16 protein-coding genes are annotated in these 18,506 nt (G+C 57.2%); 9 read left to right on the forward strand and 7 right to left on the reverse strand.

Annotated elements, in window-relative coordinates; translation table 11 throughout:
• Positions 1-15: 15 nt before the first annotated feature.
• Genes hutH (JG725_RS10020) through JG725_RS10045 form a run of 6 tightly spaced genes read left to right on the forward strand, consistent with a single transcriptional unit; the run spans position 16 to position 5,637 of the window.
• Complete coding sequence (gene hutH, locus JG725_RS10020; protein WP_199377843.1) at positions 16-1,563, forward strand: histidine ammonia-lyase; 1,548 nt, start codon at positions 16-18, stop codon at positions 1,561-1,563.
• Positions 1,563-2,207: an ABC transporter permease gene (locus JG725_RS10025; RefSeq protein WP_172290561.1), complete on the forward strand. Its 645-nt coding sequence runs from the start codon at positions 1,563-1,565 to the stop codon at positions 2,205-2,207. Before hutH (JG725_RS10020) ends, JG725_RS10025 begins: the two co-directional genes overlap by 1 nt.
• Positions 2,204-2,848, forward strand: coding sequence for an ABC transporter permease (locus tag JG725_RS10030; protein ID WP_172290562.1), 645 nt, complete (start codon positions 2,204-2,206; stop codon positions 2,846-2,848). Before JG725_RS10025 ends, JG725_RS10030 begins: the two co-directional genes overlap by 4 nt.
• 5 nt (positions 2,849-2,853) lie before the next feature.
• Positions 2,854-3,837, forward strand: a complete 984-nt coding sequence (locus tag JG725_RS10035; protein WP_199377845.1) for an ABC transporter ATP-binding protein — start codon at positions 2,854-2,856, stop codon at positions 3,835-3,837.
• The gene (locus JG725_RS10040; RefSeq protein ID WP_199377847.1) at positions 3,830-4,834 is read left to right on the forward strand and encodes an ornithine cyclodeaminase family protein; all 1,005 of its coding nucleotides are present in this window, start codon (positions 3,830-3,832) and stop codon (positions 4,832-4,834) included. The genes JG725_RS10035 and JG725_RS10040 overlap by 8 nt, the downstream gene beginning before the upstream one ends.
• Complete coding sequence (locus tag JG725_RS10045; RefSeq protein WP_199377849.1) at positions 4,831-5,637, forward strand: phosphate/phosphite/phosphonate ABC transporter substrate-binding protein; 807 nt, start codon at positions 4,831-4,833, stop codon at positions 5,635-5,637. Before JG725_RS10040 ends, JG725_RS10045 begins: the two co-directional genes overlap by 4 nt.
• Before the next feature lie 450 nt (positions 5,638-6,087).
• Here JG725_RS10045 and JG725_RS10050 read toward each other — a convergent pair whose 3' ends face one another.
• The 3 genes from JG725_RS10050 to hutH (JG725_RS10060) form a co-directional block, all read right to left on the reverse strand.
• Positions 6,088-7,233 (reverse strand): T3SS effector HopA1 family protein, encoded by a 1,146-nt coding sequence (locus JG725_RS10050; RefSeq protein ID WP_199377851.1) that lies wholly within the window; start codon positions 7,231-7,233, stop codon positions 6,088-6,090.
• A gap of 13 nt (positions 7,234-7,246) precedes the next feature.
• Positions 7,247-7,636 carry a CesT family type III secretion system chaperone gene (locus JG725_RS10055; RefSeq protein WP_172290567.1) on the reverse strand — a complete coding sequence of 130 codons (390 nt, stop codon included), beginning with the start codon at positions 7,634-7,636 and terminating at the stop codon, positions 7,247-7,249.
• A gap of 88 nt (positions 7,637-7,724) precedes the next feature.
• Entirely contained in the window at positions 7,725-9,269 is a 1,545-nt protein-coding gene (gene hutH, locus JG725_RS10060; RefSeq protein WP_172290568.1) for a histidine ammonia-lyase, read from the reverse strand.
• Positions 9,270-9,564: 295 nt separating this feature from the next.
• On the opposite strand from hutH (JG725_RS10060), the gene hutC (JG725_RS10065) reads away from it, so the two are divergent.
• Positions 9,565-10,320, forward strand: coding sequence for a histidine utilization repressor (gene hutC / locus JG725_RS10065; protein ID WP_199377853.1), 756 nt, complete (start codon positions 9,565-9,567; stop codon positions 10,318-10,320).
• A 79-nt stretch (positions 10,321-10,399) separates the two neighbouring features.
• Here hutC (JG725_RS10065) and hutI read toward each other — a convergent pair whose 3' ends face one another.
• A complete protein-coding gene (gene hutI, locus JG725_RS10070; RefSeq protein WP_199377856.1) occupies positions 10,400-11,620 on the reverse strand; it encodes an imidazolonepropionase in 1,221 nt (406 codons plus the stop codon).
• Positions 11,621-11,754: 134 nt separating this feature from the next.
• Positions 11,755-12,510 (reverse strand): histidine utilization repressor, encoded by a 756-nt coding sequence (gene hutC, locus JG725_RS10075; protein ID WP_172290571.1) that lies wholly within the window; start codon positions 12,508-12,510, stop codon positions 11,755-11,757.
• Between the two features lie 384 nt (positions 12,511-12,894).
• Between hutC (JG725_RS10075) and hutH (JG725_RS10080) the strand changes: the two genes are divergently transcribed.
• Positions 12,895-14,445: a histidine ammonia-lyase gene (gene hutH / locus JG725_RS10080; RefSeq protein WP_172290572.1), complete on the forward strand. Its 1,551-nt coding sequence runs from the start codon at positions 12,895-12,897 to the stop codon at positions 14,443-14,445.
• Between the two features lie 18 nt (positions 14,446-14,463).
• Positions 14,464-16,149: a urocanate hydratase gene (gene hutU, locus JG725_RS10085; protein ID WP_172290573.1), complete on the forward strand. Its 1,686-nt coding sequence runs from the start codon at positions 14,464-14,466 to the stop codon at positions 16,147-16,149.
• A gap of 48 nt (positions 16,150-16,197) precedes the next feature.
• Here hutU and JG725_RS10090 read toward each other — a convergent pair whose 3' ends face one another.
• Together JG725_RS10090 and JG725_RS10095 are read right to left on the reverse strand one after the other, a co-directional pair.
• Positions 16,198-17,070: a DMT family transporter gene (locus JG725_RS10090; protein ID WP_199377858.1), complete on the reverse strand. Its 873-nt coding sequence runs from the start codon at positions 17,068-17,070 to the stop codon at positions 16,198-16,200.
• Positions 17,071-17,363: 293 nt separating this feature from the next.
• Complete coding sequence (locus JG725_RS10095; protein ID WP_172290575.1) at positions 17,364-18,062, reverse strand: GntR family transcriptional regulator; 699 nt, start codon at positions 18,060-18,062, stop codon at positions 17,364-17,366.
• Positions 18,063-18,506: the final 444 nt, after the last annotated feature.

Consider the following 18,506-nt stretch of genomic DNA (forward strand, 5'->3'; position numbering starts at 1 on the left):
ATATTAAGAGGGGCTATGACCTTTAACCTCGGTGATAAAACCGCGTTAACTCTGGCGATGCTGGTAAAGATCGCCAGAGACGATCTTCCGGTGGCATTCAGCCCGGCGGCGCAACAGCGTATCGAACAGAGTTTCACCTTCCTTTATCAGCGGATTGCCGCTGGCGACAATATCTATGGCGTGACGACCGGCCTTGGCGCTGGCGTCGATACCGCGGTGCTGAGCAGCGCCGACGGCCAGCGTGATATTGCGCGACTCCTGGCGATCCAGCAGCGTATTCCGCTGGCGCGCGCCGTTGGCGTCGGGCCGCTGGCGAGCCGCGATCAGGTGCGGGCGATGATGCTGGCGCGGCTTGCCGGACTGGCCAGCGGCCACTCCGGTATCTCTCCGGCCAGCGCCGCGGCGCTGCTCCAGCTGTTAAATCTGGGCGTCCATCCGCTGGTGCCGTTGATCGGTTCGATTGGCGAAGCCGACCTCGCGCCGCTGGCGCATATTGGCAGAGCGCTCACCGGTGAAGGCGAAGCAGAGTATCGCGGTAAAGTCGGCGAGGTCGCCACGCTGGCGAAAACGCTCGGTTTCAGCCTGCCCTTAATGCAGGGTAAGGACGGCCTGGCGCTGGTGTCATCAAATGCCGCCAGCGTCGGCCTCGCCGCGCTGCTACTGAGTGATATCGCCCAACTGGTCAACGTGCAGGCGGGAGCGATTGCCCTGTCGTTTGAAGCGTTTCGCGCCAATATCTCCCCGCTGTCGCCGTGGGCCAGCCATATTCGTCAGTTGCCCGGCGGCGCGCAGTGCGCCAGCCATCTGCTGTCGCTGCTGGCCGGTGGGACGCTGGTGCAGGCCGGTGGCGCGCGCTTATTGCAGGACCCTCTGAGTTTCCGCTGCGCCGCATCGGTGCTGGCCAGCGTCCGGCAGGCGTTTAACCACGCCAGACAGGCGACCGAACTGGAGCTGAACAGCGCCGATGATAATCCGGCGCTGATAGCCGACGCCGATCTGGTATTAGCCAATGCCAATTTCGACGCCACCCATCTGGCGCTGGCCTTTGAAGCGCTGGGGCTGGCGCTGGCGCGTCAGGCCAGTTGCGCCGCTGAACGCATCATAAAGCTGATGTCGGCGAGCGCCAGCGGGCTACCGCGTTTCCTGACGCCACATAGCGGACAGACCGGCTTTGCCACGCTGCAAAAAACCATTTCCGCCCTCACCAGCGAGATTGTCCATCATGCTAATCCGCTGTCGGCGATTACCATTCCGGTCGCCGATCGGGTCGAAGATTACGCCGCACAATCGATGGCGATAGTGAGCAAAACCGCCCGTCTGGTCGACAGTTTCCGTTATCTGGTGGCGATTGAGCTGATGGTCGCCGCGCAGGCACTGGACTTGCGTCAGCTGGCGCAAGGTGAATGCGGCGGCGGCAGCGCCGCAGTCTATGCCCGGGTGCGCGCGCTGGTCGCGCCGCTGGATGAGGATCGTTCCACCGCTGGCGATATCGCCAGCCTTGCCAGCGCGATCGGCGCCGCCGACTGGCTGAGCGCCAGTGAACAACTTCTGGAGACCGGCTGATGCGTTGGGCCCCCAAACACCTTGATGATATTGCGCTGGCCTTATGGCAACACCTGTGTCTGGTTGGCATCTCGCTGGCCTGTGCCTTTGTGATCGCCATGCTGCTCGGCATCTGGAGCGCACGGCGGCCAAAAACCTATGCGCTGGTGCTGACGTTTACCGGCATGTTGTTTTCCATTCCCAGCCTGGCGCTGTTCGCGCTGTTTATTCCCTGGCTGGGGATTGGCCCGCTGCCGGCGATTGTTGGCCTTACCGCTTACGCCTTAATGATTCTGGTGCGCAATATCGCCACCGGCTTTCACGCCATCGCTCCTGAGGTGCTGGATGCGGCGCGCGGTATGGGTTACGGCTACTGGCGGCGGCTGTGGGAGATCGAGTTGCCGCTGGCGCTGCCGTTTATTGTTACCGGTCTGCGCATCGCCGCCACTACGCTGATAGGCATCGCCACCGTCGCCGCCTATATCAACGCCGGTGGACTCGGCACCATTATTTTCGCCGGGCTGGATCAGCGCTACCCGGAAAAAATTCTGATTGGCGGGGGCCTGACTTCGCTGCTGGCCATCGGCGTCGACGCCCTGTTCCTGCTGCTGCAACGGCGTATGGCGCGTCGTCGCCCGGTTGTTAACTTAGAGGCCAACGCATGATTTTTATTGATGCCTGGCGCTGGATCCTCGCCAACCCGCAGCAGTTCGTTGACGCCCTGCTGCAACATCTGCTGATGTGCGGACTGGCGCTGCTATTTTCGCTGCTGCTGGCGCTGCCGATCGGCGTCAAAGTCGCCGCCTCGCCGCGCGCCACCTTTATTGCCACCAATATTGCCAGCACCCTGCGCACGATCCCCAGCCTGGCGATCCTCGCCGCCGCGCTGCCGTTTCTTGGCATTGGCCTGCTGCCGTCAGTGGTGGCGCTGGTGATCCTGGCGCTGCCGCCGATCCTGCTGAATACCTGCACCAGCATCCAGTCAGTGGATAAAGATACCCTCTCCGCCGCGCAGGGCATGGGCCTGACGCGCGCGCAAATCACCCGTCAGGTGATCCTGCCGCTGGCGGCGCCCGGTATTCTCGCCGGGATCCGTACCGCCGCCGTACAGGTTATCGGCGGCGCGGCGCTAGCCTCCTTTATCGGCGGCGGCGGGCTGGGCGACTTTGTGACTACCGGCATCGCCATTATGGATATGTCACGCCTGCTGGTTGGCGCCATCCCGATTATTTTGCTGGCGATTGGCGCCGAGCTGCTGTTCGCCGCGGTAGAAAAGAGCTGGTTTAAACATGTTCCTAAAGGATAAGCCTGATGATTAGACTGGAAAATATCACCAAAATTTATCCCGGAACCCGTCATAAAGCGCTGGATAACCTGACGCTGGAGATCCCGCAAGGTTCCACCACTGCGCTGATTGGCCCCTCCGGCTGCGGCAAAACCACCACCATGCGCCTGATCAACCGGCTGGAAGATGCCAGCGAAGGGCGGGTGTGGGTTAATGGCGAAGATATCACCGCCGTCGATCCGGTGCAGCTGCGCCGCCATATCGGCTATGTCATTCAGAACGTGGGGCTATTTCCGCATATGAATGTGGCGGACAATATCGCCACCGTACCGCGTCTGCTGGGCTGGGATCGGCGTAAAACCAGTGCGCGCATTGATGAACTGCTGCACCTGGTGGGGCTGGATCCGGCCAGCGATCGTCAGCGCTATCCGGCGGAACTGTCTGGCGGGCAACGCCAGCGTGTCGGCGTCGCCCGCGCGCTGGCCGCCGATCCGCCAGTGATGCTGATGGATGAACCCTTTGGCGCCATCGATCCGCTGGTGCGTGGCCGCCTGCAACTGGAGTTTAAGCAGATCCTGCAACGGGTAAAAAAAACCGTGGTCATTGTGACCCACGATCTCGATGAAGCGATCAAAATGGGCGATCGTATCGCGATTATGCGCAACGGCAGGCTGTGCCAGTATGACACCCCGGCGGCGATCCTCAGTAACCCCGCCGACGATTTCGTCGCCGCCTTTATCGGCAGCGACGCCGCACTGAAGCTGCTGGCGCTGACGCCGGTCCGCCAGGCGATGACGCCGGTAGCTCATAGCGCCTTTGCATTGTCGGTTAAAAGCGATGTCAGCCTGAAAGAGGTGCTGTCGCTGATGCTGGCCCACGATGCGCAGGGGGTAAAGATCACCGATGACCAACACCGGTTGCTGGGAGAGTTAAATCGCCAGCAACTTTTCACTTTATCAGCAAACACTGCTTGCGGCCTGAGCGCCGAATTAAGGGAAAGAGATGACTGAACACGTCAATATCAGCTACCTCAATGGGCCAGATATCCAACAGTTGGCGATGAGCGATAGCGAAATTCTCGCTGCGGTCGAAGCCGGACTGCTGGCGCAGGGTAACAATCAGACGGTTATCGAACCACGCGTCCATCTGATCCCCGATCCGGCGTTTAACGGCCACTTTAACGTGCTGCGCGGCTATATCGCCCCGCTGAATCTCGCTGGCGTCAAGGTGGTCGGTGATTACGTTAATAATTACCAGCATGGCCTGCCGTCAGAGATGGCGATGCTTAACTTATTTAATCCGCAAACCGGTATGCCGGTGGCGATCCTCGATGCCTCGGCGATTACCGATATGCGCACCGGCGCCATCACTGCTCTCGGCGCCCGCCATCTGGCGGCGAAAAACAGCAAAGTCCTCGGGCATATTGGCGCGCGCGGCACCGCCTACTGGAATGTGCGCCTGCTTGACAGTCTGTATGACTTTGATGAAATCCGTATTCACTCGCGCCGTCCGGAGAGCCGCGAAGCCTTTGCCCGCCGCCTTGAGCAGGATCTGGGGAAAAAGATTATCGTCACCGACGACTGGGAAAGCTGCGTGCGCGATGCGGATATTGTGGTGGAAGCCTCGCGACTGGAAAAACCGGCGCCAATGCTGAAAACCGCCTGGATTAAACCCGGCGCGCTGGTGGTGCCTTACGGCACGATGAGCGCAGTTGAACTGTCGTTAACCGATATTATGGACAAAATGGTGGTGGATGACTGGGGCCAGTGTAAAGGCGGCATGTTCGGTTCGCTGCGCGCCCACGTTGAGGCCGGTAAGCTGAGCGAGGCGACGCTGCATGGCGAACTGGGCCAGATTGTCGCCGGGATTAAAAGCGGCCGCGAGCGCGATGACGAAACCATCCTGTTCTGGCATCGTGGCCTGTCGCTTAGTGATATCGCCCTCGGCCATGCGATGCTGGAAAAAGCGCAAAAGCTGGGCATCGGCCAGACGTTACGCTACGCATGATCGCCAACGGACGGATGTACTCAGTCACCGCGGCGGCGGCGGCCAACTGGAAAAATCTGTTGCAGGAGGTTTATCGCCGGGCGGAGGTGGCAGGCGGGGTGATCGACTACCCCGCCCCGGCGCCGCTGGAGGCGCTGTGGCAGCGCGCGGATCTGGCCGCGGTATTTATGTGCGGTCTGCCGTTTTCGCTGCGGCTATTCCCGGTGGTGCCGATAGCCACACCGGCGCCGCTGCATTCGCTGACGGATGGCGCAGGCAGCTATCGCAGCCGCTTAATTGTCGCGCGGGACGCCCCCTATCAGCATTTGCCGGAGACCTTTGGCCAGCGGCTGGCGTTTACCAACCCGGAATCCCACTCCGGTTACAGCGCCCTGCGCTATCATCTGCTGCGCTGGTTGCAGCCCGGTCAGACTCGCCTGTATCGGGAAACCGTCGGACCGCTGATAACCCCGCGTCGGGTGGTGGAAACCATCGCCAATGGCGAGGCGGATATCGGTCCGGTGGATAGCTATGCCTTTGAACTGCTGGCACGGGATGAGCCAGAGCTGATGCAGCAGGTGCGGGTGATCGATCAGACTGCCCCAGCGCCAATGCCACTGCTGGTGGCCTCAGCGACCATTGATGCAGGTTCGCTGGCAAAGTTGCAGCGCGCCTTTATGACGTTACAGCAGGACAGCCAGGGCGCAGCTTGCCTTAGCGCGCTACAACTCCAGGGCTTTACGCTGCCCGCCACACTGGATTATCAGCTGCTGGCGCAGCGCGCCGCGGCGGCGCGACAGGCGGGTTATTCAGTATTGCAGTAAAGCCAACTCAGATTATAAATCCGTGATGACGCTAACCTGATGTTGAAAAACATCAGGATTGGACAGCAATTCGAACTGTTCATCGTCCGGATAGATCACTGCGATAGGGTAATTTTCCCCGGCAAAGGCTTTAACTGGATCGATATCGAACGCCAAGACCAATACTAAGAGGCCCCGTAGGAGCCTAATCCCAACCGGTTGTCAGGCGCTGCGCTCTTTTCTGCAAGCTTTCTAAGATAGCTTCACGAATACGCGGAGGGAAATCAGCAGATTTTCATATTTTTTCGCGGAGTTGACGGCGTAGCGGTATGGAAAGAGAAATAGCGCCGCTGCCCGTTTTGGTGAATACGCCCACCCGGTAGCCGCTCATGTCGACATCGAGCGCGGCCATTACCACATATTCCTTCCAGGATAATGTGCAGTAGAAGCATCTTTACTGCTGCATCCGCATTACGCCCGATTCGCATTGATGAAGGCCAGACTAGGGGAGTCTTTAATAAAAGCCGGGTGGTTTTTATCATAACCCGCCAGATCCAGTTGTTTTTGTAGACGTTTATCAATGTCACGGAATTTTGTTTCATTCAGGGCGTTATATATGATATTGGCTCTGGATTTTCCGTGGCTGGAAACATCGCCGGGTGCGGTTTCAGCATAAGAAAAACCTTTATCCAGCCGATACATTCCTGCCAAATTATGCTCAATCAATGATTCCTGCGGCAGTAACTTCTGTATTTCATTCGTAAGATTCAACGCCTCGCCCACGTGGCCTTTCAGATAAAAGATGACGCTATCCGCATCCTGGCCAAAAAAGGCAGGATGGGCGATTTTGGCCGACGCTAAGTAATCTTTGTCCCTGATGAGGGCATGTAATACATCAGGCAATTGCACCGCGTTCCTGGAGTGGACGCTCCACGTAATCCTGCTCGTCGTCCCCTCTGAATCGCCGGAAGCACGCCTTGCGAACATGATAAAATTGTCGGCCGCAGCGGGATGCTCCCGCAGATAGCCTTTGAAGAGATTTTTGTCTATCGGGCCAAACTGTTGAGGGAATACATCCACCCCTTCTGTTTCGTGCAGCGCAACAAACTTGTGTAATAATATTTTTGCATCTTTTGGATCGATTAGGGGAAGGTTCGGTTTTTCTGACTTGTAAAGCGCATAGATCTCCCGTGCCGAGGGACTGTCGAGCTGTTTAGCCTGTCTGGCCCAATGCTGTATGCTTTTTAAAGAATCGTCCACGGGAATGGACGATGCAGGCCGTTCTCTTCCCTGGGTCGCCGTACTTGAAGAGGCGGTAGCATGTTCACTTTTTTCAAAAACACGCATAGCGTTTGAGCGAATCAAACGAGGTTTGCTTTCCAGTATCTGAGCGATAGCCTTACTTTCTCCCGAGCCGCCCATCATATTACCTACGGCATTAAAAAATCCCGTTGCCTTTTCAGCAAGCGCTACGTGCAATGTGGCGCCTTCCGCCGTGCTGATATGATACTTTTTGCCATTCACTTCCAACGATCCGTGATCCAGCAGACTTTTGACGTCTACCGATGACGATTGCAGTTGCTGAAGACTGGAAAAACGAGGGGTAATCGGTTGCATAAGAAATGTCTCTTTAAGCTTGACTGGCGTTTCGCCAAAATCTGATGTAATCCACCAACTCGGCAATCTTGCGCAACAAAAGCTCGGCGGTGAGTATCGATTGTTCAATAGCATGACAAGCGTAAAACTGTTTTACGCTGGGGTCGGCGGCGATAATAATAAGATTATCGCCGCGAATCAGGTTGAGGTTGGCCTCCAGCAGAACTTGAGGGTTGTGGTTCACAACATCGCCTAAAAGCGCGATCAATAAAAGCCGCTGATTGCGCGCGTCTTGCTGTAACCGGAGGGGGATTTCATTATCAACAACAAGATCGCAAACGCCTTTTTTATCCAACCGTAGGCGAGCCATTTTTAATCTGTCGGCAAACGCGCATAACAACGTATCATAAAAAAGCTGGCTCATTTCTCACCCATAGATTGATTTCTCTAGTTTATGAGTGACGCAACAGGAAAAAGAGTTCCCTGTTTCACGACCACGACCAGCAAGCTGATTACCCCACCGGGATATGTTGGCTTTTTATCACCCGCACCGCTTTTTCAATTTCCGGCGCCAGCCAGCGATCCTCTTCCCAGGCGGCGACGCGTTCGCGCAGCATCGACCACGCGCATCGCGTTCCCTCACCCGCGTTATCCGCGCCGCAAAAGTCCAGCGCCTGCGCCGCGAGCAGGTATTCAATCGCCAGAATATGGTAACAGTTGGCGGCCAGCTTCAGGAGTTTCAACGCCGAACTGGTGCCCAGACTCAGGTGATCCTCTTGCAGGCCGGAGGTGACGAAATTATCCAGTACCGCCGGCTGCGCCAGTTGCCGGTTCTCGCCGCACAGCGAAGCAGCCACATACTGTGCGATCATCATGCCGGAATTTACCCCGGGCCGGGCCACCAGAAAGGCCGGCAGGCCGCTGACCAACGGGTTGATCAGCCGGTCGAGACGGCGCTCGGCCACGCTGCCCAGCTCGGCCAGCGCGATCGCCAGCACGTCCGCCGCCATCGCCACCGATTCGCCATGCGGATTGGCCTGCGACACCACCCGCCATTTTTCCACCGTGCCCAACACCAACGGGTTATCGGTCGCGGCATTGAGTTCGGTTTCGATTTGTATCGCCGCATGCGCAAACTGATCGCGGCAGGCGCCGTGGATCTGCGGCATAGAGCGAATACTTAGGGCATCCTGGGTGCGGATCCCCTGACTTTGCGCCACGATCCGGCTGCCCGCGAGCAGCTGGCGTAAACGCAGTCCCACTCGTTGAATGCCCGGGCTGGCTTTCAGCGCCAGGATCTCCGCATCAAAGGCATCAAGCTGGCCGCGCAGCGCTTCAAAGCTCATCGCGCCGGTGACGTCGGCCCAGTCCAGCAGCCGGCTGGCATCGTCCAACGCCAGGCAGGACAACCCGGTCATACAAGGGGTGCCATTCACCAGACTGAGACCGTCTTTCGCACCCAGCGCACACAGGCTCAGACCCTCCGACGCCAGCGCTTCCGCCGCCGGAACGATGCTTCCCTGATAGCTGACGTTGCCGATGCCGATCGTCGCCAGCCCGATATGCGCCATATGAGTCAGGTAGCCCACCGACCCCTGCGAAGGCACCTGCGGCGTAATGCCGTGGTTAAGCAACGCCAGCAGCGCGTTCACCACCGCCGGGGAAATGCCGGATTTACCGTGGCTGTAGTTGGCAATCGCCGCGCAGATAATCGCCCGCACCTGTTCATCGCTCAATGGCGCGCCGACGCCGCAGGCATGACTCAGCAGGGTATTACGCGACAAGGTGCTCAGTTCATCATCATCAAGCGTGATGTTGCACAGCGCGCCCAGCCCGGTATTGATGCCATAGGCCGTCTGGCGCTCCGCCACAATCCGGCTGACGATATCGCGGGCATTATGGATACGCTGCCAGGCGGCAGCGCTAAGCCGGAGCGGCGCACGCTGCGTCGCCACCTTTACCACATCCTGCCAGCGCAGTGGGGCATCCCCCCAGATAACCTGTTGAGTATTCACCCCTTCCTCACCAATCAATGACGTTAAATAATGGGCTGACATTCACTTTCCGTTTAAATGTTATGTCTTGTATATACAACGAAGCAATTGTTATGCCGCTTCAAGTAATCATTATTAATTGATTGAAAATCAAATACTTTATAAACAACCACCGCACAGTACGCCGCTCATCCCCCCTGCCGCTATGCACCTGAATAAAGCGCCGCGCCCTACCATAAAGCGCCCATTCCTGGAACGGAGCCGTTTCGCCGCAGGCCGTTATTGTATAGACATATACAGGCTCCTCATCTGATGTGTAAACTCCCCTCTATCTCCGGTTCCAGAAAAGGTTAATACGGTGTCAGAATACAAAACGCTGTCAGAAATGATGACTCACCTCAGCGATGAGCCTGCCCCGCTATATCAACAGGTGAAAAAAGGGATCATCCGACTGATCGGTAACGGCGACTGGCAACCGCGTCAGCGTGTGCCGTCGGAGAGTGAACTGGTACTGGAACTGGGGGTCAGCAGAATGACCATCAATCGCGCGCTGCGTGAGCTGACGACCGAAGGGTATCTGCTGCGGCTACAGGGCGTGGGCACCTTTGTCGCCGAAACGAAAGCCTTCACGCCAATGCTGGAAGTGCATAATATTGCAGATGAAATCACCAGCCGCGGTCATCGCCATGCCAGTCAGGTGCTGTTTCTGCGGGCTGAACGCGCCGACGCAGGCGACGCCCGTATGTTTGGCCTTAACCCCGGCGCCACGTTGTTTCACTCACGCATCGTCCATTTCGATAACAACGTGCCGGTGCAGCTCGAAGATCGCCGCGTCAATCCGCAGGCGGCCCCGGATTACCTGCAACAGGATTTCACCCGCAGCACGCCGTTCGCCTATCTGACGCAGGTCGCGCCGCTGACTGCCGGTGAACATGAGGTCGAAGCCGTCAATGCAAACGAGGATGAACAGCAACTGCTGCAAATCGGCAATAGCGAACCTTGCCTGCAAATCCAGCGCCGTACCTGGCATCATAAGACGCTGGTGACCTGCGCGCGCCTGCTCTATCCCGGCGCGCGCTATAAGATGTTTGGCCGTTTTCAGCAGCAAAGCTGAAGAGAGGAAATCCCGCAGGTTAACGCGTGAATCGCCTTTTTCAACAGCGGTTGCAGACGGGCGGTAAAATCGTAAGGTTTTACCCTATCGCTTTCCCGCGAAAGATAACCTGACAAGGGAGTTGCCCGCCCAGCCAGTAAACCAGTTCCGCCGGGCGCGCCAGCGGCCAGTGGACAAAATCGGCCCGTTTACCGCTTTCCAGCGACCCCTGGGTTTTATCCAGCCCCAACGCCTGCGCGCCATACAAGGTGACCCCGGCCAACGCTTCCTCCGGCGTCATGCCGAACAGCGTGCAGGCCATATTGAGCATTAAACGCAGCGAGAGCGCCGGAGAGGTGCCGGGGTTGGCATCGCTGGCCAGCGCCATCGGCACGCCGTACTGACGGAAAAGCGCCACCGGCGGCACCTGCTTCTCACACAGCAGATAGAACGCGCCGGGCAGTAACACCGCCACGGTGCCGTGTTTTGCCATCGCCGCCACGTCGCTTTCGACGGCGTATTCAAGATGATCGGCGGAAAGCGCGTTGAAACGGGCGGCCAGCGCGCCGCCGCCGAGCGACGAGAGTTGTTCGGCGTGCAGTTTGACCGGCAAACCCAGACGCCGCGCCGTCTCAAACACCCGGGCCACCTGCGCCGGGGAAAAGGCCAGATGTTCACAAAAGGCATCGACCGCATCGGCCAGCCGTTCCGCCGCGACTTGCGGCAGCAGCGCCTCGCAAATCACATCAATCCAGCCGTCGGGGTTATCTTTAAACTCTGGCGGCACCGCATGGGCGGCGAGGCAGGTGGACTGAATTTGCGCCGGAACCTGCTGCGCCAGCAGGCGGATAGCCTGCATCATGCGCACTTCGCTGGCCCGATCGAGACCGTAGCCAGATTTGATTTCCAGGGTTGTGACCCCTTCCGCCAGCAGTCTGTCGAGCCGCCGGCGGGCAGACGCAACCAACTGTTCCAGCGATGCGGCCCGCGTGGCGCGCACGGTGGAGATAATGCCGCCCCCTTGCGCGGCGATCTCGCTGTAGCTGACGCCATTCAGACGCTGTTCGAATTCATGGCTGCGATCGCCGCCGAACACCAGATGCGTATGGCAATCCACCAGCCCGGGCGTCACGATGCCGCCGCCAAAATCGGTCTGTTGCGCGGCGCGGATGTGCGCCGCGTCGGCATAAGGGCCGATCCAGACGATTTTGTCGCCGCTGACCGCAATCGCCCCTTGTTGGATGATGCTGTACTTGCCCCCTTGCATGGTGACGATATCAGCGCCATACCACAAACTGTCACAGCCAAGTTCAATGGTCATCTCATCTCCGGGGATTACCCGCTTTGTTGTTATTGCATAAGTATGTATATGTATATACAACCACATTGATCGGGAAGCAACCAGGGATCGATATTTTGCGGCACGCGGCGTAATCTCCGTGCCGAGCAAATCTTTCAGCCGTGTCCTTTAAACCGCCCCAGCAGTTTATAACGCGATCCGGGGTACAACAGCCTGGCGTAGGTGACGATTTTGGCATCGCTCCAGGTCTGACGGCGGATCAACAGGCAAGGTTCATGCGGCTCCAGCGCTAAATTGCCGCACTGTTGGGCATCCGGCAATATCGCTTCAACGATGTGCTCGCCGGCGGTCAACGGCGCTACGCGCATCAGATAGGTGTACGGGGTGAGGCTGTGGTAATCCTGTTTGAGATAATCCGGCGCCACCTGCGGATTCACCAAGCGGTCTTCCATCTGCACCGGTAGTTCATTTTCGTAATGCACCATCACCGAATGAAAAATCATATCGCCGGTCGCCAGCCCCAGCACCGCCGACTGTTCGGGATCGGCTTTGATTTCACGCAGAGTGATAATCTTGCAGCTATGTTGATGGCCGCGCTGGGCAATCTCTTCAGCGATATTGTGAACCTCCAGCATGGCCGTATAACCCTTCATTTCGGCCACAAAGGTGCCGACCCCCTGCATGCGAAGCAGATAGCCTTCACTGGTCAGTTCACGCAGGGCGCGGTTGATGGTCATGCGGCTCACGCCCAGCTCATTGACCAGTTCGCTTTCGGAGGGGACTCGCTGGTTGGGCTTCCAGATGCCCGCGCTGATCTGGCTGATAATCGCCTGCTTCACACGCTGATAGATAGGCGCAGGCTGGTCGCCCATCGCCGCGGAGAGTTGCGAAATGGCAGTCTGAACAACCATAACAGGATCCTTTCGTCGGTTAATTGCGCCAGTTTACTGTTGAACCGCGTGGATGTATATACATCTACAGGGGCTGCACTACCATCGGGCGGCGTGCTTCATCATGGCGCGGATTATGGTAAACGTATGGGCTTGCGCTCAGCCCGATTTTCACCGTTGTTTGCCGTCAGCCCCCGCTCTGCGGGCTGAGGGAAGGAAAAACCGCCAGAGAAAATATTTTTCGATCGATCTGGCACAAGCGTTGCTAATTGTATATACAAGACTATACACATCTGCTTTACTCAGCGGCGCTGATTGCCATTAAAGCGAGTAAACCTGATTTTCCGTTAATTCCACCTTAGTTGGGAATAGCCATGAAACATCTTGTATATACAGGAACATACCATGCCACTTAAGAGGGAACATTGCCAACTAACGCCGGGCAAAGTGGATTTGGCCATGCTCAAAGCCATTTATCATGGCGGCGTAAAATTGACGCTGGATGAAAGTGCCCGGACGAAGATACGCAAAGCCCGTGAAACGGTTGAATCGATAGTCAGTTCCGGCAAGGTCACCTACGGCATCAATACCGGTTTCGGTAAACTGGCTCAGACATCCATTCCCGCACAGCGTCTGGCTGAACTACAGCGTAATCTGGTGCTGTCACACAGCGCTGGCGTCGGCGAGTTACTGCCGGATAACGTAGTGCGACTGGTGATGGCGACCAAAGTCATCAGCCTGTCGCGCGGTCATTCAGGAATTCGCATGGCGCTGATTGACGCCCTGCTGGCGCTATTCAATGCCGGCGTCATGCCCTGTATTCCGGAAAAAGGCTCGGTAGGCGCCTCGGGCGATCTGGCGCCGTTGGCGCATCTGTCGCTGATGCTGCTGGGGGAAGGCGAGGTTCGGGTGAACGGTACGCTGATGCCGGCGGTTGCAGGGCTTTCGCTCGCCGGACTACAGCCGTTCGTGCTCGGCCCCAAAGAGGGGCTGGCGTTGCTTAACGGCACTCAGGTCTCTACCGCTCTGGCCTTACGCGGTCTGTTTGAGGCGGAAAAGGTCTTTGCCGCCGGACTGGTTGCCGGCGCGCTGTCGCTGGAAGCGATTAAAGGCTCGCTGAAACCTTTCGATAAGCGCATTCATGCGGCACGCGGCCAGCATGGGCAAATCGCGGTGGCCGCCGCCGTCTCCGCCCTGCTGGAAGGCAGCGAAATTCTGGACTCGCACGTTCACTGCGGCCGCGTACAGGATCCCTACTCTATCCGCTGCGTACCGCAGGTGATGGGCGCATGCCTTGATAACCTGCTCCACGCCGCACGGGTGCTGCAAATTGAAGCCAATGCCGCCTCAGATAACCCGCTGGTGTTTTCCGACACCGGCGATGTGATTTCCGGCGGTAACTTCCATGCCGAGCCTGTGGCCTTCGCCGCCGATATCATCGCTTTGGCGATTGCCGAGGTCGGGGCGATTTCCGAACGTCGTCTGGCGCTGCTGTTGGATAGTACGCTCTCCGGCCTACCGCCGTTTCTGGTCAATGACGGCGGGGTTAACTCCGGTTTTATGATTGCCCAGGTGACGGCGGCGGCGTTGGCCTCAGAAAACAAATCCCTCGCCCATCCGGGCAGCGTCGACAGCCTGCCTACCTCGGCCAATCAGGAAGACCATGTCTCGATGGCGACCTACTCGGCGCGCCGTCTGGGCGCCATGTGCTTCAACACCGCCGTGGTGGTCGGCGTGGAAGCGATGGCGGCGGCACAGGGCATCGATTTTATTCGTCCGCTGCAAAGCTCGCCTCTGCTTGAAACAGAGCTGGCCGCTTTACGCCGGCGCGTCGCTTTTCTTGATCAAGACCGCCTGATGGCTCCCGATATCGAACAGATGCGTTTATGGGCGAGCAGCGACAACTGGCCCGCGCCGATAGCGGCTCTGTTACCCAGCATAACGTTAAGCAACTAACCGTTTAAGGATAGGATGATGAGTGAAGAAGTAAGCAAAGCCGTAGCTCGCGTGGTGCGCGCGCCTCACGGCAGCGATCTGCATTGCGCGAACTGGCTGATTGAAGCTGCCTTTCGCATGATTCAAAACAACCTCGATCCGGATGTGGCCGAGCGTCCTGAAGATCTGGTGGTCTACGGCGGCATCGGTAAAGCCGCGCGCAACTGGGACTGTTTTGAACAAATCCTCCGCTCGCTGCAAGCGCTGCAACCGGAGGAAACTTTGCTGGTGCAGTCCGGCAAGCCGGTTGGCGTATTCCGTACCCATGCCGATGCGCCGCGCGTGCTGATTGCCAACTCCAATCTGGTGCCGCACTGGGCCAACTGGGATCACTTCCACGCGTTGGATAAAGCCGGTCTGATGATGTACGGCCAGATGACCGCCGGTTCGTGGATTTACATCGGGGCGCAAGGCATCGTGCAGGGCACCTATGAAACCTTCGTCGAGGCGGGTCGCCAGCACTTTAACGACGATCTGAGCGGTAAATGGATCCTCACCGCCGGCCTTGGCGGAATGGGCGGCGCGCAGCCGCTGGCCGGCGTGCTGGCCGGTGCGTCGGTGCTGGCGGTTGAGTGTCAGGAATCGCGCATCGACTTCCGCCTGCGTACCCGCTACCTCGACTACAAGGCCTACACCATTGATGAAGCGCTGGCGATGATCGACCGCGCCAATAAAGAGAAACGCCCCATCTCCGTCGGTCTGCTGGGCAACGCGGCGGAAATTCTGCCGGAGCTGGTGAAACGCGCCAAAGCAGGCGGCATGAAACCCGATATCGTCACCGACCAGACCTCCGCGCACGATCCGATCAACGGCTATCTGCCCCTTGACTGGTCGCTGGCGCGCTGGGAACAAGAGCGCGCGGCCAATCCGAAAGCGGTGGAAGCAGCCGCGCGCGCCTCCATGGCGGTGCATGTGCAGGCGATGCTCGACTTCTGCCATATGGGGATCCCTACCGTCGATTACGGCAACAATATCCGTCAGGTGGCGCTGGACGAAGGGGTGAAAAACGCCTTCGACTTCCCGGGTTTTGTCCCTGCCTATATCCGCCCGCTGTTCTGCGAAGGCAAAGGCCCGTTCCGTTGGGTGGCGCTGTCTGGCGACCCGGAAGATATTTATAAAACCGATGCCAAACTGAAACAGCTCTTCCCGGACAATAAAAACCTGCATCGCTGGTTGGATATGGCGCAGGAACGTATTGCCTTCCAGGGGCTGCCGGCGCGCATCTGCTGGCTCGGCCTTGGCGAACGACATCTGGCCGGCCTGGCGTTTAACGAAATGGTGCGCAACGGCGAGTTGAAAGCACCGATAGTCATCGGCCGCGATCACCTCGACTGCGGTTCCGTCGCCTCGCCAAACCGCGAAACCGAAGCGATGCGGGATGGCTCCGACGCGGTTTCCGACTGGCCGCTGTTGAACGCGCTGCTGAATACCGCAGGCGGCGCCACCTGGGTCAGCCTGCATCACGGCGGCGGCGTCGGCATGGGATTCTCTCAGCATGCCGGCGTGGTGATTGTCGCCGACGGTACGCCGGAAGCCGACCGGCGTCTGGGCCGCGTATTATGGAACGACCCGGCCACCGGCGTCATGCGCCATGCGGATGCCGGTTACGAGCTGGCGCGGCAGTGCGCGGCAAACCACCAACTCAACCTGCCGATGGTCAAATAATACTGACGATCAAAGGGCCGGCCACGGCTGGCCCTGGATAAACCGCGACTATGCGCGGCCGAGCAGCACAACCCCGCTGACCAGCACCAGGCAGCCGACCAGTCGCCAAATGCCAACCGGCTCACGCAGGATGAACATACCGAATAGCGCGCCGACCATCATCGACATCTCGCGGGCGGGCGCGACCACGCTAAGCGGCGCGCCAAGCCGCAACGCCAGCAGCACCAGGATATACGAAAGGGGCGAAAGAACGCCTACCGCGATCGCCAACGTCCATTTGCCTCTCATAAGACCGCTTATCTCATGGCGGTGGGTAGCCAGCCAGGGCAACAGCATCACCAGACGGATGGCTTGCGAACACCAGTCCAGCACCACGGGGTGGATCCCCAAAACCTTGACGCCATAGGCGTCAACGACGGTATAGCCGGCGATCATCGATCCTGTCGCGGCGCCCCAGCGTACGCCTTTCTGTGCGGCGGGTTGGCGAAACCTGGCGAAGCTTCCCTGACTGGAAATCAACACGATCCCCATCACGATCGCGCCGAGACCCGCAACGCCCGCCAACGTTAGCGGTTCTGAAAAAAGCAGAAATGCCGCGACGCTGGACAGCATGGGCGCTGAGCCGCGAGCGACGGGATAAATAACGGAAAGATCGGCGACCTGATATCCACGTTGCAAAAACAGGCTGTACGCCAAATGCACCGCGCCGCTCATCACCACGCAGAGAATGACCGGCAGATCCCATCTCAGCGTACCGGTCGCCAACAACCAGACCACCCACGGCAGGTAAAAGAGACAGGCAATGCTACTGTAGGCAAAGACGAAAGCGACGCCAGCCGAAGCCGCGCGTTTGGCAAGCAAGTTCCAGCTAGCATGGATAAACGCGGCCAGAACGACCAGCGAAAAGGTAAGAAAAGACATAAGCGCTCCGGTTCAAAAAGTCATGGGGAAGACTCGACGTCTCCTCCTCTGGGCTTTTCTCCCTCGGGTGCAGCTGCGGCAAAAAACCGCAGTCTCTACAACGCTCGGACCAGACAACAGCGTTTGAACGCTGTCCGGAACCCTAGTTGCCACTCAGTCGATGCGGTAAATTTAGCCGAAGCCGCGGCGTCATGCAAACGGGTCGCGTCGCTGATTAGCATTCCTGCCCAAGATGCCGGGAAACAGAGCTTATCGCCCCTGCCATTACCACCGCATGGCGGGGAAAAACATCGTCATCGTTTAACGGAGTGCTTAACAATATACTTCTCGGTATTTTGGTAAGTATCTGACACATCAACTATTTTATTTTCCTGCGAAAAACTGATCGATTGCACCCGTAGCAACAGTGAATCAGGCTCTACATTCAATAAAACAGCGTGTTCTTTGGTTGCAAAAACCGGGGTGTAACTTCTATGGCTTTCAATCACCGTTACATTGCATTCGTTTTTAAAATAGTTGAATTTTGATTTTTCTAAATGCCCAATGCTCAGATAAGGAAACGCTTTGACCGGTATATAACTATTTTCTAATAAAATAGGCGTGTTTTTGATTAACCGAATGCGTTTTACAAAGTAAATTTTCTCATTCGCCTCTATTTTTAATTGATGTGCAATACTGAGCGGCGCATTAATTATATGGAAATCAACCACCTGGTTGGTGTAATCAGTCACGCCCACAATTTCCATTTGATGGTTAAACCCGTCCAGTTCCCCACCGTGATAGCTTATTTTTCTGGCGACATACGAGCCGCTACCATGTTTTTTTATAATGAGATTTTCTTCTTCCAGCGGCGCCAGCGCCTTGCGAATAGTCATTGGCGATACATTGAACTCATATGCCAACGCTTTTTCACTGGGCAACGCATCGCCAATCTCATAATTTTCGCTGTTGATTCTCATTCTTATTTCTGCGGAAATTTTTTTATATATCACTTTTATATCTCTTCTCTCAAATTAGCTCACCACAGAAGTACATACAACCAACTGATAAATATCATTATTTATTGAAAAATAAAAAATAAAACTTCGACAGCTATATAAAATCGAGAAAAAGTATATTTTGCATGCCAATAAAAATGTATGACTTTCATCACAATTACCAGACATTCAACACCAGCATCTAAAAATACCCCTTATCCTTCACTCCACACGAAGACCGCTTTTCAATATCAAAAATAAAACGTTTTCGATCGATCGCTTATTTTTAACGCTATACCCTAAATGATTCGAATCGCAGAAAGGCGGCAAGCGAAGGACAAATCGGTCTGGAACCAATTTGGACAGCGTTCGCGCTGACCCAAAGGATGAGTCTTGGGGATGAGGCTCATTAATTCTTAATCACTTACTTGGATAAGTGATTAGAGTGACTAAGCGCAG

It is taken from the genome of Brenneria sp. L3-3C-1 (genome assembly GCF_016456245.1).
Lineage (GTDB): Bacteria > Pseudomonadota > Gammaproteobacteria > Enterobacterales > Enterobacteriaceae > Brenneria.

Bases quoted from the DNA above. Each gene is read 5' to 3' on its own strand.
- JG725_RS10035 (WP_199377845.1), top strand. From the start codon at position 2,854: ATGATTAGACTGGAAAATATCACCAAAATTTATCCCGGAACCCGTCAT.
- hutH (WP_172290568.1), bottom strand. From the start codon at position 9,269: ATGTCAGCCCATTATTTAACGTCATTGATTGGTGAGGAAGGGGTGAAT.
- hutC (WP_172290571.1), bottom strand. From the start codon at position 12,510: ATGGTTGTTCAGACTGCCATTTCGCAACTCTCCGCGGCGATGGGCGAC.
- JG725_RS10045 (WP_199377849.1), top strand. From the start codon at position 4,831: ATGATCGCCAACGGACGGATGTACTCAGTCACCGCGGCGGCGGCGGCC.
- JG725_RS10090 (WP_199377858.1), bottom strand. From the start codon at position 17,070: ATGTCTTTTCTTACCTTTTCGCTGGTCGTTCTGGCCGCGTTTATCCAT.
- JG725_RS10055 (WP_172290567.1), bottom strand. From the start codon at position 7,636: ATGAGCCAGCTTTTTTATGATACGTTGTTATGCGCGTTTGCCGACAGA.
- hutH (WP_199377843.1), top strand. From the start codon at position 16: ATGACCTTTAACCTCGGTGATAAAACCGCGTTAACTCTGGCGATGCTG.
- hutH (WP_172290572.1), top strand. From the start codon at position 12,895: ATGCCACTTAAGAGGGAACATTGCCAACTAACGCCGGGCAAAGTGGAT.
- JG725_RS10050 (WP_199377851.1), bottom strand. From the start codon at position 7,233: ATGCAACCGATTACCCCTCGTTTTTCCAGTCTTCAGCAACTGCAATCG.
- hutU (WP_172290573.1), top strand. From the start codon at position 14,464: ATGAGTGAAGAAGTAAGCAAAGCCGTAGCTCGCGTGGTGCGCGCGCCT.
- JG725_RS10025 (WP_172290561.1), top strand. From the start codon at position 1,563: ATGCGTTGGGCCCCCAAACACCTTGATGATATTGCGCTGGCCTTATGG.
- JG725_RS10040 (WP_199377847.1), top strand. From the start codon at position 3,830: ATGACTGAACACGTCAATATCAGCTACCTCAATGGGCCAGATATCCAA.
- JG725_RS10030 (WP_172290562.1), top strand. From the start codon at position 2,204: ATGATTTTTATTGATGCCTGGCGCTGGATCCTCGCCAACCCGCAGCAG.
- hutI (WP_199377856.1), bottom strand. From the start codon at position 11,620: ATGACCATTGAACTTGGCTGTGACAGTTTGTGGTATGGCGCTGATATC.